Origin of the sequence: Nostoc sp. JL23 (assembly GCF_017115065.1) — a bacterium.
In the GTDB taxonomy this organism is placed as follows: Bacteria; Cyanobacteriota; Cyanobacteriia; order Cyanobacteriales; family Nostocaceae; genus Nostoc; species Nostoc punctiforme_A.
Window position 1 is genome coordinate 1 of sequence record NZ_JABXKN010000016.1, and the last position, 12,764, is coordinate 12,764.

The following is a 12,764-nucleotide window of genomic DNA, read 5'->3' on the forward strand; positions in this document are numbered from 1 at the left end:
CAAGCTGAGAACATCGGAAGCTGGGTGCGGTGAAAGTCGCACGCCCAGATTTAACAGAGAGGTGCCCCGGATAATACCGGGCATCGACTCTACCAAAGCTGAAGTCTCTGAAATCGAATCAGACCTTGTGAAAGTGACAAATTCCGAAGTCGGATTACGCGGAATCAAAGTATTTAAGAAGCTCGATGAAGCTGCCGCCCAACTGAGGCAAGAGATTGCTTCAGTTCAAGAGTGGATGTCTGCTGATACTGGTGACTGGGTTTGTCCAATTGATTTAGCTCCCCTGGTATGGAATCAGTTAATCAATATCAGAGATAATATCGCCCCTGGATTGCGTAATCAATTAAAAGCTGATTACGAAGCGGGACTTCTTGATTATCAAGAGCGGATTGATCAGTTCCTTTCACTTAACACCTGGGAATTAGCACAGGATAAGCAAGAGTCAGTCAAAGCAAACTTGTTAAGAGCATTTCCGACTCTGACCGATCTTGAAGACTATTTGCAAGTCATTATTGGTCGCCCGGTGATTATCCCTGCCCTCTCTGAGCAACTCAACCAGCAGCAAGCCGAATGTCTTGATCAGATTACCAAGTTCATTCAACAGTATGACCAAAATCTGGAGCAAAGGCTACGGGAATCAGCCCTCTTCGGTGGTGAACAACTCGCCGCGCAGTTGCTTGAAGAGTTGGCTGATTGGGAACCAGGGAGAAAACCCATACAGTTTAAAAGAAAAATGGAGCGTCATCTGATGAAGGTTCAAGTGCTACTAGCAAACGCTTCACCGGAGGCAGGCAGTAGCTTGGAGGCGATGATGGCGCATCTAGATTCTATCGTTAATGATCCAGCGATTGAGTCTAAGAATCTGGGCAGTGATGGGCGCAGTCAATTACAGCAAAAGATGCAAGAGATCCGCACCAAGTTGCTGGATGAACAACGCAATCTACAGCAGCTAGCGACTGACGACGTGGGCTTGTCGAAGGCTACCGTGATGTCTTTCAAGTTCAGGTAAAAAACAGTCTTGGGCGAGGGTGAATTCGCTCAAGACTAAGTACCTTAAACGAAAAATGCAGCATATACATCTCAAAAAGAGTACCGCACTTCTTTCTACTATAGGAACAAAATTCTTATGTCACACTTCTCAACCGTTAAAACCAAGCTTGCTAACCGTGAATGCCTGGTACAAGCTTTGCAAGATTTGAAGCTGAATCCACAAGTTCACCAAACAGCACAATCACTAAAAGGATACTACGGTGGCTCTCAAGGTCAAACTGCTAAAATTATCGTATCTGGTCGCACCATAAAAGCCCGTGCAGACATCGGATTCAAGTGGAATCAGTCAAGCGGCGTGTACGACGTAATACACGACAGCTACGAGACAGTTCCGAAGTTGGGCAAAGACTTTTTCAGCAATAAACTAATGCTGGCTTATGGTAAGCATTTGGTTCGTGTCAAAGCTGCCGAGTTACAAGAGCAGTTTGGTGAATGTGCGATCGCACAAATTACTAACGGAAGTGTACAAACCCTACGTTTAACCTTTGCCGGACATCAAGAAGTTAAACAATTTGTACGGAGATAGATATGGAACGCTCAATACTGATTCATTTCGACAGCGCTACAGGTGAAGTTCGAGTGGAAGCGGAGGGGTTCGAGGGCTTGACTTGTTTATCGGCTACGCAACCATTTGAGGAGGCACTTGGAGTTGTGGAGGACGATGCCTACGGCGGTAAACTACGCACGTTTAAGGACGAAGCTCAAACCCAACAACTTCGTACAACTTCAACTCACTCTATTCGCTTACGGCAGTAAATCAGGAAAAAGGGGAACCGCGACGATTGGGTTCCCCCAAGAAATTTTATGTACCTCCCTAAAGAGTATCCTTTCATCCACATTTACGCCCAGCAAAAACCACACCAGCCCGTGATCATCAAGGCGAATATTGAAGCTTTGTGTGTGCTGCTGAATGCCATAGTTACCGCAATTGCCTACCAAGAGAACAACGGTACATCGGAAGTTTTTGACGGCGATGCCGAAGTTTATGAAGTAGTCGTGAGACTTGTTAATACTCACAATGAACTAGCTCCATTACCTTATCAGATTGAAAAACAATGAATCTCTCAAATCTTCTCTCCACACTAGATTCACAAATCCCCATTGCTGCGGTTGATGTCCTGTCTCCTGATGAAGCGACGATTATTCAGTGGCTGACTGCTGAAGCTAACAATAAGCTTTCATGTCCAGTGTTCTTCTGGAATCTGGGAGTATCAACTTTGGAGCAATGTTTAATTGCAGCAGATGGGGGATTGGTGTTTAAGTCAGTTGCAGAGTACAAAAGACCACAACATGCTGATCCACTACTATTTGTATTCGACTACATTGCTAACTTTAGTGGTAATGGTGTATTTATCCTCGGAGATATTCACTCCTTTATTGCTAAGAATTCACCCCAATTATCATGGGAGATTTTAAGCAAGGTAAAAAACCTTTACCACAGGTTAAAACCCACAGATAAACGCATTGTATTGTTGGGTCAGAACATACAATTACACGAATCCCTAGTCAGATTGATTCCTTATTGTGAAGTCCCTTTACCTAGTATTGACCAAATACTTGAACATATCACTTCTTATTTGCATGACCTACAACAGTCAGCTAGGGAGCAAGAATTAAGTTTTACTGTTACGCTTGAAAATGCTGAACTTGAAACTCTTTCTCGTGCAGCGCTGGGTTTAACCCTGGAGGAGATTAGCGACTTCCTTCGGTTAACAGTCAAAGAAAACTTAACTAATGATGGTGTCGTTGTCGGCGCTGATTTCATCCCCAAAGCCGTCGAGTACAAAACTCGGCTACTGTCTCAAATGGGTATCGAGTTAGGTAAACCTGCGATAATCCCATTCGGCGGTTTGGATCTACTGCACGAGTGGCTGATGAGGCGGCGGCGACTATTCACACAAGAGGCGCGAAGTCTCTCGTTACCACAACCAAAAGGCGTATTGCTGGCTGGCCCACCCGGAACAGGAAAATCTCATTGTGCCAAAAACATCGCTAGTATACTCAAATTACCGCTTCTACAACTAGACATTGCGTCCCTTCTAGGTTCACTTGTTGGCGAATCCGAAGGTAATGTTAAACGTGCTTTGAAAACAGCATCCGCGATCGCACCTTGTGTCTTGTTTATTGATGAAGTAGAAAAAGCACTTTCAGGTCAGGGCGATACGAGCGGTGTTTCCCAACGCATTCTCGGTACTTTGCTTACGTTCATGGCTGAATGTACAAGCGGCGTATTTATAGTTGCGACCTGCAATGACCCATCAGCACTACCAAGTGAATTCAAGAGGAAGGGAAGGTTTGACGAATCTTTCTTTGTTGATCTTCCTACAGAACCGGAGCGTGTACAGATTCTGGCGATTCATCTACAACGCTTTGGCATTCATCTGGAATCGGAGTATTTGGAGGCGATCGCTGCCAACACCGCGAAATTTTCAGGGGCAGAACTGGAAACCCTTGCTTCGGAAGCTGCTTTGCTGGCATTCGATCAGGATAGACCGCAACAGGTAACGCTTGCTGACCTTGAAACCTGTCGTCAAACCATCACCCCGCTTGCAATTCAGGACGCTGCGGCAGTTGAGCGTATGCATGCTTGGGGTGCGATTCGTTGCCTAGTGAATCTCGGTATCCAGCCCGTACATAACTAAGCCAGCCCGACAGCAGATTACTGTCACTAAAGGCTGAACTCTCGGTCAGATGCAAGTGCAAGCCTTGCCATTCAGACTCAGAATTGACTCCTTACCTGCCCACACTGACCAGACTCGGTTTCTGGAGGGTGAAGCTCTTAACTGGGCACAATCAGACAACCGTTGCGGGTTGACACTGGTGCTAACAGGGAGTTCCTACGGTGAAACAGAGCCTAAGAAAGCGACCCATTCGAGGGCAGGGCGCAACATTAAAACCCCTGACCCCATTGGAGCACATTCCCGCTGAATACGAGCCAATTAACGGTAAGAGTCCTGGGAATCCAATGGTCGAAGCGGCTAGACCTAACGGAACAATCAATCTCTCCGAGGGAACGAATAAAAACGAATTGTGGGTCTTAGGGCAGTCGAACCCTAAGTAGACCAGACTAGCGGAGGAATCCCCACAGTTCGGGTAGGACAGACCGTAATTGGTCTGAGGTGTTCAGAATACACAAACTCTAGAAGAGAAAATGATTAGACACAGTAACCTGAACTGATATTAATTGCGGTTGCTCCCTAATCTTATGGGGGCAATCACTCTTTTTTTTAGTAATTGACAGCAACCAATTAACATAGTTAATAAGGCGAAGAAAAATGACAACAGACTTAGTTACTTATTACGGACAAACAGACTTAATTAACCAACTGGTTGATAACTACGGCGCACACTTAGAGAAGTTAGACAGAGAAACAAAACTGTTATTACGGGTAACTTTCTTAATTTACGTCTCATTACTTGACAGGTTAGCTAGGTTTTGGCGTAAAATTGCAAGTGATTGCTTAAAGAATTGACCATCTGGCAAGGCTGCCCAATTAATTAGAGTGACAGCAACTGTCATACTGTCTAATTTTTCTGGTGCTTCGGTTTCTAGATAGCGCTGCAAGATAGTTAACTCATCAGCGACAAAACCAGGGTCAAGGCGATCATCACTGTTAGACTCATATACAAGGTGCGATCGCATCAATGCACCTTGATCATTATCTGGACTTACCAAGCGTAATGCAACAATAATCTCCTCACCTGTTTTCACAGACGGAATCAGCAATACCCTGGTTGAGGCATCGAACAAATCTCCTGATTGTACTAGAGAGCCATTCACAAAAATTTTGACATCTTTTGCCCACCAAGTTAACCCCAGCCGTAATGCTAAATCAGTCAAAGGATAGCCATGCAAATCTTCAGGGATAATAAATTGTTGAGCAAGCCATAACACTTGACCACCAGCAGGTATGGTAATGTGTCCTTTGACATTGAGTTGAGCGATGGGCCAGTTCAAAATTTGTGTAGAAATGCCGATATTGGCATCGGGAGTATCTGAGGAGCAATACCGCCAACTGATTTGAACATTGAGTCGAGCCATTTGGTTCAATCTTTCAATAGCTTCAGAAATTAGGCTACTATCCATTTGGAAAATAAATAATTTTTATTGAGCGATGAGTTGTTTTAAAGCTAACTCTACACCTTTTTGAAATGCTAGATGCAAGCGACGTGTTTTTGAATCCATCTGGCATTTTTGGTAGTACTGCAACAACTTTTCTGGCCAAGATTTTTTCTCAGGAACTTTACCTTGTTGAAAAAAATTTAGGATTGTGTGACAATAACCCATTCCTTGAGATAATTTTAATAAATGATTTTCTTGAAGACGATAAGCCGAAATTAAGTGAGTCAATTTCAGAGATGTAAACAGACCTAACCCAAACCAATGTCACAGGAAGTCAGCGCCAAGCCGTTATCTCAGATTTAACCTGTGCTGCCTCTGGCTTTTTCCCCTCCTTACAAGCAGCGACAAATACAGCCTCTGGTGACTTGACCCCAATCCTTGTTCGGAGTGCTTCTTTGAGATATGTGATGGAAAGCGACAAGCCGAAGCAGAGCGCACCCCATCCACGCAAACGATATTCCACTGCGGAAACTTCGCCTGCAACTTCTTGATTGCGATCACCAGCGCCGGATCATCATTCCAGCATTCCTGCAAGAAGTCAAAACTCGGATTCTGCCCCGAATTGCCTGCAACGCGTGAGTTTCTGCATACGCGACTGTCGCATATTTGACCGCGCTACAAAGTCATAGTAAAACACTTTTCAAACAACCTCTTAAACATTGGATATCAAGAATGTTTCTAGCGTCAGTGAGGAAAAGACCCCCAATTCATCGTAATTAGCAATTAGTTGATACATTTCGTAATTATTAATCAACCAATTGGCGATTAGAGAAAAAGGAGTGCCTATACTGATTGAACTAGGACAATTAATAGAAACACCGTCAGGTAAATAGTAATATTTATGCCCTTCTTTATGCCAATTAAATTGAGTGACTATTGGTTCGGAAATCTTCAGATTGGGAGTAATAGTCATAGATATCCCTTGCCAATTACCACTAAAATTACGTTCTGGTAATTGATTTAATTCAGTTGACCAGTATTTACTAGGAAATCCATTACAATCTTCACGAATATTTGCGGTATGAAATAAATTTCCGCTCTCGTCGTAAACAATACCTACACTATGCCGTAAATCTTCATATCGAAAGAATAATTCTATCCCAAAATACGAGTTAGGTTTTAACTTCACTGTTGCCCAAGTAGCATGACCCTCAGCAAAGAAATATCCTCGCATAGTCTCGCGTGATGGGTGAAAAAGTCCATTATCTAAGCTATTTGACAGAAAATTAAATTCCCAACTCTCTTGCTTATTTTCGCCATTTGTATAAATATAAGTATTAGTATGAACGATTTTAGTCTTTTCTGGATTGCTTTTAAAACTTCTCAGACTTTGAAATGATTCTTTGACATCACCAACTGGTGTATATCGCGTCCAAATTCCATGCCAATTGAGCAAATGATTAGTACAATAATTCCAATTTCGTTCTTTTGCATCCATAATATTTGTGTCCAAAATATATTTAAAATCTCCCTTTTAAAAATAGTATTATGATCCATACCAAATCACCAACGGCAAAGAAATACTGATAGAGACAGCATGGCGTTGGGAGTGGAAACGAGTGCTGGAATATGCTAGTAGTTGAAGTGCGACGCCGAATAGCCCGTCGCAGACATCGCTATTCATTCCAATCAACCAACACCGATTTTCTTTACGAATCAGCTCTGAGTCTCTAACAACAACTTTAAATGCCTGGGAATAGGTGCTCTCGAATTTCAGATGAAGATCAATGTATGAATGCCACTAAGTTAAGCGCAAACCCTTGATATGGTTGGCTTCTGGGTGTGGGGTTGCAGGTATTGGGGTGTGGGGAATTAAGAAGATTTTGAACTCCTTGGTGCAATCCAAATTAAATTGTCTTAAACACTACACCCTACACCCTGCCCTGACGACATTTTATCTTTTTTTAGTGCCATTCGATCAATGTATATGAATTGATCTACATGGCTCAGGCGTTTGCCCCGGTACTCAAAGCCAATGGAGGTGGTGTCTTTGCCCAAATCAATTCTGTTGCTTCGCTCAAAGGTTTCCCCGACTCTGCCACTTACTGTGCCTCAAAATCTGCGGCCTATTCAATCACCCAGACATTACGAGAACTATTGAGTGAGCAGGACATGATTGTGCTAAGTGTTCACCCTGGCCCGATTGCCACGGATATGGGCGATGCAGCAGGAATGAGTCAGGTTGCACAGCCACCTGCACTTGTGGCAGACGGGATAATAAAAGCTCTCAAAGCTGGGGATTTTCACTTCTTTCCTGACTCGGTGGCTAAACAAATGGGCGATGCTTATAAGAGCTTTGCCCAAAATGTCGTTGAAGTGTCATCAAGTTAACTACATTGCAAGGTAATGCTCTAGACAGTATTTTGAGCTACCCTGAGTTAGAGTCACCGAGGCAAAGATGGTGGAATGCCACAGTTTCTCAGTAGGGGTATGATGTACGTAATCGGCTGGCTGGTTGCTAAATTATCTGTGAGGTTCAATCAAAAAGTATGCTTATCGTGTCGGATCGTCGCTGACTTGAACAATCAGCTTGCCAAAGTTTTTCCCTTGTAGTAAGCCTATAAAGGCGTGCGGGGCGTTTTCCAGTTTCTGTACAACATCTTCCTTGTACTTGAGCTTACCTTCTTGCAACCACCCAGAAACATCTTTGACAAACTCTGCCTGCCGATGTTGGTAATCACCCACAAGAAATCCTTTGATTAACGCCCGTTTAACCAACAGCGGCATTAAATTAGGTCCAGGAGGAGAATTTTCGGCATTATACTGTGAGATTAAACCAACCAATGGGATTCTTGCTCCTTGATTAATGTGCTGCAACACCGCTTCTAAAATCGGGCCAGCTGTATTGTCAAAGTAAACATCGACCCCGTTCGGACAAGCAGCTTTTAGGGCTGAACTCAGTTCTTGAGTTTTACGGTTAATACAGGCATCAAACCCTAATTCTTTCGTCGCATAATTGCATTTTGCATCACTCCCAGCCACTCCTACCACCCGACAGCCTTTGATTTTGGCAATTTGACCCACTACAGAACCGACTGCACCAGAGGCGGCAGAAACAACAACCGTTTCGCCAGTTTTGGGTTGCCCAACATCAAGCAGAGCAAAATATGCCGTCATTTCGGGCATTCCCGTTACGCCCAACGCATAGGAAATGCGAGCTTGATTGGGGTCAAGCTTACGCAAAGTTTCGCCTTTTGATATGCCATAGGCTTGCCAGCCGTCATAACCAAGCACAAAATCTCCGGTTGAAAATTGGGGATGGTTAGATTTCATCACTTGGCTAACTGTGCCACCGACCATCACAGACCCCAGTTCTACTGGAGCAGCATAAGACTCGCGATCGCTCATACGACCACGCATATAAGGGTCAAGGGACAGGTAGATCGTCCGATTGAGGACTTCACCTTCCCCTGGTTCTGGAATTGCTGTTTCGACAAGAGCAAAGTCGCTCTCTTTCGGTTCTCCAAGTGGACGGCTTTTGAGTAAGATTTGTTGGTTAATTGAACTAGTCATTGGTTGTGCCTTTAGTTTACTCATTTTTTCTATCAAAACTACAAGTCGTCTTGAAAGCACCCTTATTACAGTAGCTTGTCTAATGTAATGCGCAGATCGCGAATCCGTTTGCCTGTAGCGTAATAGACCGCGTTGGCGATCGCATCTGCGGTGCCAATCGGGTTGAGATGCAAAGCTTCTTCCTCGACAAAAAAGGCATCAATGGGGGGAATATCGGCATTCACCGGATGAAGCGGTTAAGTTATTCAAATTCTAGGTGGACAAAGTTTTGCGACGCCGAATAGCCCGTCGTAGACATCGCAAAAGTCCCCACATTAAGAATTCCCACGCTAAATGCTAAATTTTATTTAGCCACCCAGCAGGAGTTTTCTTTTTCTTATGTGGTTCTGGTCTGCCGATTCAGTAGAACAAGAATTATTTGATTTGTATGCTCCAGCCCTGCAATCGCTCGGCGTAAATTTTAATGACGAGCAACTCCAAGACACTCTAGAAGCATCAAGCTATAGTTTAGAAGATGCTTTCAGGAGCGCAATCGTTTATATACTCTGGCTCGAAGAAAACCTCAAGCCCATCTACCCGACTGCGATACTAATTGAGGCACTCGCAAATCAATGGCGCACCAAGTACTGGAAGCTGGAGTATTTAGAACTTGAACAGTTACTCTCAAGAGGAAAGCGCTGGTGGAGGGCAGCAGTGGATATGTGGGGTTACGACGAGCGTAATCAACTGGTTGCAGACATCTTTTATGACCACGGGCAGGAATTTATCAAGTTCCGAAATGGGAAAGAAATTCTAGTTGATACTGCTTATAAGTGGGGGTGGGAGAGAGTCGCAGATTATGCGTCCCCGTTTTCAGAAAATAATTCGTCGCTTGGCAGTATCAATGGAAGGGAATCTTGATCTACAACCGTCAAGCAGCAATCACTTTAGCCAACGGTAAAGAAATATTAGTAGAAACGGCGTGGCACTTTTAATGGGAACGAGTGCTGCAATATATGCCAGTAGTTGAGAGCGCTACTTCTGCGAAGTCTTCATTGTGGAAGCTTGCCCAAGAAATGCGATCGCTGAACACACAAACTTCAACAGAAATCTTGTGTTACAGTCCCTAAAAGCTCATACTGAAGCTGTATGTAACATAACCCCTCGCTTTTATAAGCCTAGCCATGCCCCAAGACTTCTCTCACCAGAATCTCAGAGGTCGTTCGTTCAAGGGTCAAGACCTTGCAGGGGCAAACTTTAGCGGCGCAGATATCCGAGGGATTGATTTTCGTGGGGCTAATTTGAGGGGCGTGGATTTTGCTGGAGTGACAGCAGGTGTAGAAAATAGCTGGAAAATTACTTTTTTTATTACTACTGTTTCCTTACTATTAATATTAAGTATTTTTTTGGTGATTATTGCTCTATTTATTGCCTTTTTATACAATTTATTTAACTTTATCGATTATGCTTATAATGGCATAGCTTTATTAATAATTTTTGCAGCTTTATTAGTAATTGCTGTTTATCGGAATTTGGGAGTAAATTTAATATTTATAGCTGTTGCTACCTCTGGAATAATTAGTGGATTGATTTCTTTGGCTTATGCAACTTACTTTGAAAATGAAATTGTACCACAAGTTTTTAAAATAGCTAGAGATAGTATTGTCTGCGTTGGAATTACAGTAGCTTTTACTTTTCCAGTAATTGCTACAGTTGCAGTATTAATTGCAATACTGGTTGCAGTAGCATCTATTCTGATTGGAGTAGGAGTTTTCCCTTGTGCTATTTTGATAATTATCCTAAGCGAAGCCAACTTACAAGATGCAGACTTATCCAGAGCCAAGCTAGTGCAAACCCAGTTCGAGGGCACTGACTTTACTGGCGCAACTCTTACGGGAGCATTCATTGAAGACTGGAATATTACCATTAGTAAAACAAACCTTTCTCGCTCAAATTTAAGAAAGGCTGATCTTGGAAAAGCTCATTTATTTGAAACTAATTTAACACAAACCAGCTTGTATGACGCAAATTTAAGAGGTGCTTGTCTAACTGGATCTTGTATAAAAGACTGGGCAATTAACGCTTTTACTAATCTTGATGCAATAATCTGCGACTACATCTACCTCCATCAAAAACAACAAGAGCGCCGCCCTAGTAGTGGTAATTTCGCTCCTGTAGAATTTGCCAAACTGTTCCAAAAATTCTTAGAAACAGTAGACCTAATCTTTCGCAACGGTATCGATTGGGATGCTTTTGCATACTCATTCAAAAAAGTAGAAGTTGAAAATCAAGGCGCACAGTTAGATGTCCAAAGCATTGAGAAAAAAGGTGATGGCATTCTCGTAGTCCGAGTAGCTGTTGCCCCTGATGCAGATAAAGGGAAAATCCACAATCAGTTTATCCAAAGCTATGAATTTGCAGCTAAGGCATTAGAGGCGCAGTACCAAGTAAGACTTGAGGATAAGGATAGCCTAATTTTTAAACAGGAAGCACAAATTAACCGCCTGTTTGAGATAGTAGAACAGCAAGGTTCAGTACAAAAAGCACTGGTAGAAAATCCACGGAAAGTTTCTAACTACAATATTCAAAATCCGCAGTTTGCAGGTGGCATGGTGGACACTAACACTGTCAACGCAGACCAGATAGGTGGTAACATTCAGAACAACGACGCTTAAGCCAAACCCATGCCAGATTCAGAAGACCCAAAGCAAGTTTCCAGTAGTGACTTAAGCAATGCCCAGTTTGGCGGTGGGTTTATTAACGCTGACACAGTGAACGCTGGGCGAATTGGCGGCGACATCTACAATATTCACTTTGGACAGCAGACGGTGGCATCAGGTAATTTAGCACAATCACAGAGTCAACGACAGCGATCGCTCTCTGAAAAAGACTCACTCGAAAAAGCCTACACCCTTCAAAGCCAGAAAGTTGCCAATCTACGAACAGCGTTGGTAATTGAAACCGATGTATCCCGCAAGTTTCAATATGAACAACAGCTTCAGTCAGAGGAACGCACCCTGAAAGAGCTTGGTGACAAGCTGAATGCAATCGAACAACAATTGCAAGCGGCTGATAATTCTGGGTTAGAAGCAAATACAGACATATATATTGAGCGACCACCAATTGAAGATAAATGTTATAAAGCAATCGTGCAGCCCGGAGCCTTAATTCCAGTCATTACGCACTATTTTAACTAGCCCTAGACTGTGCAATTTAAAAGTGATTTCAGGATTAAGCTGTACTGGTTTATCTACTATTATGACTTTTGCATAACCCTCTTTTAGCTGAGAATCACTTTGCAAAGATTCTAGTTGCTGCCGTAAATGATAGCTGAAAATTCCTTGTTCTGTTGGAGCTAGGCTGATTAATTCCTCTAAAGAAGTTTCCTGGCTTTTGAGGTTAGCTATTGCCTCGTTTAGCAGATAAGGATGTCCACCTACTAACTTGATTAACTGGCTTAATCTCTCTTCCCCAAAATACCCCCCTAGTTCATATAATTTCACCATTTCTTGTACCTGTTGCTGATTAAACTCAGGTAACTCAATAGCTAGTCCAACGTTAAACGGTGAACGATTGATATCTAAGGTGGGGTAAGCTTCTGTGGAATTAACTACCACTAGTCGTAGTTTCTTCCAAATTTTTCCCATCCTGTCTCCTTGTTTGGCTGTTTCATACCAACTCCGCAACAGGAGGCAGAATTCTGAGAAAATATTGGCATATTCAAATAGACGTTCAAAATTATCTATCGCAAAAACAAGAGAGCTATCTATATTCGATAATAAATATCTTTGAAAATAACGAGTGCAACTTGTATTTAAACCCAAACTTTCTTGCCAATATTCATCTACCAAGTCTTTCACATCCAAGCTATCAGAAACATTGACACATAGCCAATGCAAGAAAGTTTTTAGGTCAGTCAGAGTAGAACTATCAGCAAGTTTTAAATCTAGTTTTACTGTCTCATATCCCTGATGTCTTGCATGGTCTAGGATTTTCTCTAGCAGCAGAGTTTTACCCATTTTCTGCGGAGCTTTGATACGAATATAGGACTTACGCATTGACAGAATAACAAAATAGTGAATTGATGAATATAGGTCGT

The 12,764-nt window shown here is 42.8% G+C and carries 16 protein-coding genes; 9 read left to right on the plus strand and 7 right to left on the minus strand.

The window, feature by feature from the left end:
- Positions 1 to 4 precede the first annotated feature (4 nt).
- The 5 genes from HWQ42_RS02425 (at position 5) to HWQ42_RS02445 (ending at position 3,692) form a co-directional block, all read left to right on the plus strand.
- Positions 5 to 1,009 (plus strand): hypothetical protein, encoded by a 1,005-nt coding sequence (locus tag HWQ42_RS02425; protein WP_292808994.1) that lies wholly within the window; start codon positions 5 to 7, stop codon positions 1,007 to 1,009.
- A 117-nt stretch (positions 1,010 to 1,126) separates the two neighbouring features.
- Positions 1,127 to 1,576 (plus strand): DUF1257 domain-containing protein, encoded by a 450-nt coding sequence (locus tag HWQ42_RS02430; RefSeq protein ID WP_292808979.1) that lies wholly within the window; start codon positions 1,127 to 1,129, stop codon positions 1,574 to 1,576.
- Positions 1,577 to 1,578: 2 nt separating this feature from the next.
- Positions 1,579 to 1,806: a DUF2997 domain-containing protein gene (locus tag HWQ42_RS02435; RefSeq protein ID WP_292808981.1), complete on the plus strand. Its 228-nt coding sequence runs from the start codon at positions 1,579 to 1,581 to the stop codon at positions 1,804 to 1,806.
- Between the two features lie 48 nt (positions 1,807 to 1,854).
- Positions 1,855 to 2,109: a hypothetical protein gene (locus HWQ42_RS02440; protein WP_292808983.1), complete on the plus strand. Its 255-nt coding sequence runs from the start codon at positions 1,855 to 1,857 to the stop codon at positions 2,107 to 2,109.
- Complete coding sequence (locus HWQ42_RS02445) at positions 2,106 to 3,692, plus strand: AAA family ATPase (RefSeq protein WP_292808984.1); 1,587 nt, start codon at positions 2,106 to 2,108, stop codon at positions 3,690 to 3,692. The genes HWQ42_RS02440 and HWQ42_RS02445 overlap by 4 nt, the downstream gene beginning before the upstream one ends.
- 761 nt (positions 3,693 to 4,453) lie before the next feature.
- On the opposite strand, the gene HWQ42_RS02450 is transcribed toward HWQ42_RS02445, so the two are convergent.
- From HWQ42_RS02450 to HWQ42_RS02465, 4 genes are all read right to left on the minus strand, one after another.
- Positions 4,454 to 5,092, minus strand: coding sequence for a hypothetical protein (locus HWQ42_RS02450; protein WP_292808985.1), 639 nt, complete (start codon positions 5,090 to 5,092; stop codon positions 4,454 to 4,456).
- Between the two features lie 63 nt (positions 5,093 to 5,155).
- Positions 5,156 to 5,401 (minus strand): hypothetical protein, encoded by a 246-nt coding sequence (locus tag HWQ42_RS02455; RefSeq protein WP_292808986.1) that lies wholly within the window; start codon positions 5,399 to 5,401, stop codon positions 5,156 to 5,158.
- A 46-nt stretch (positions 5,402 to 5,447) separates the two neighbouring features.
- Complete coding sequence (locus HWQ42_RS02460; protein ID WP_292808987.1) at positions 5,448 to 5,636, minus strand: hypothetical protein; 189 nt, start codon at positions 5,634 to 5,636, stop codon at positions 5,448 to 5,450.
- A 189-nt stretch (positions 5,637 to 5,825) separates the two neighbouring features.
- Positions 5,826 to 6,611, minus strand: a complete 786-nt coding sequence (locus HWQ42_RS02465; RefSeq protein WP_292808988.1) for a DUF3598 family protein — start codon at positions 6,609 to 6,611, stop codon at positions 5,826 to 5,828.
- A 479-nt stretch (positions 6,612 to 7,090) separates the two neighbouring features.
- Between HWQ42_RS02465 and HWQ42_RS02470 the strand changes: the two genes are divergently transcribed.
- Entirely contained in the window at positions 7,091 to 7,504 is a 414-nt protein-coding gene (locus tag HWQ42_RS02470; protein WP_292808996.1) for an SDR family NAD(P)-dependent oxidoreductase, read from the plus strand.
- 162 nt (positions 7,505 to 7,666) lie between these two features.
- Here the strand turns inward: HWQ42_RS02470 and HWQ42_RS02475 are convergent, their stop codons facing one another.
- Together HWQ42_RS02475 and HWQ42_RS02480 are read right to left on the minus strand one after the other, a co-directional pair.
- Complete coding sequence (locus HWQ42_RS02475) at positions 7,667 to 8,686, minus strand: NADP-dependent oxidoreductase (RefSeq protein WP_292808998.1); 1,020 nt, start codon at positions 8,684 to 8,686, stop codon at positions 7,667 to 7,669.
- A 65-nt stretch (positions 8,687 to 8,751) separates the two neighbouring features.
- Positions 8,752 to 8,910: a hypothetical protein gene (locus HWQ42_RS02480; RefSeq protein ID WP_292808989.1), complete on the minus strand. Its 159-nt coding sequence runs from the start codon at positions 8,908 to 8,910 to the stop codon at positions 8,752 to 8,754.
- A 154-nt stretch (positions 8,911 to 9,064) separates the two neighbouring features.
- Here HWQ42_RS02480 and HWQ42_RS02485 point away from each other — a divergent pair, with 154 nt between their 5' ends.
- The 3 genes from HWQ42_RS02485 to HWQ42_RS02495 all read left to right on the plus strand — a co-directional run bounded on the left by HWQ42_RS02485 (position 9,065) and on the right by HWQ42_RS02495 (position 11,862).
- Positions 9,065 to 9,586: a hypothetical protein gene (locus tag HWQ42_RS02485; protein ID WP_292808990.1), complete on the plus strand. Its 522-nt coding sequence runs from the start codon at positions 9,065 to 9,067 to the stop codon at positions 9,584 to 9,586.
- 263 nt (positions 9,587 to 9,849) lie between these two features.
- Complete coding sequence (locus HWQ42_RS02490) at positions 9,850 to 11,340, plus strand: pentapeptide repeat-containing protein (RefSeq protein WP_292808991.1); 1,491 nt, start codon at positions 9,850 to 9,852, stop codon at positions 11,338 to 11,340.
- A 9-nt stretch (positions 11,341 to 11,349) separates the two neighbouring features.
- Entirely contained in the window at positions 11,350 to 11,862 is a 513-nt protein-coding gene (locus tag HWQ42_RS02495; protein WP_292808992.1) for a hypothetical protein, read from the plus strand.
- Here HWQ42_RS02495 and HWQ42_RS02500 read toward each other — a convergent pair.
- Positions 11,830 to 12,764: AAA-like domain-containing protein (locus tag HWQ42_RS02500; protein ID WP_292808993.1), on the minus strand; the 935-nt coding region annotated here is incomplete at its 5' end. The genes HWQ42_RS02495 and HWQ42_RS02500 overlap by 33 nt on opposite strands.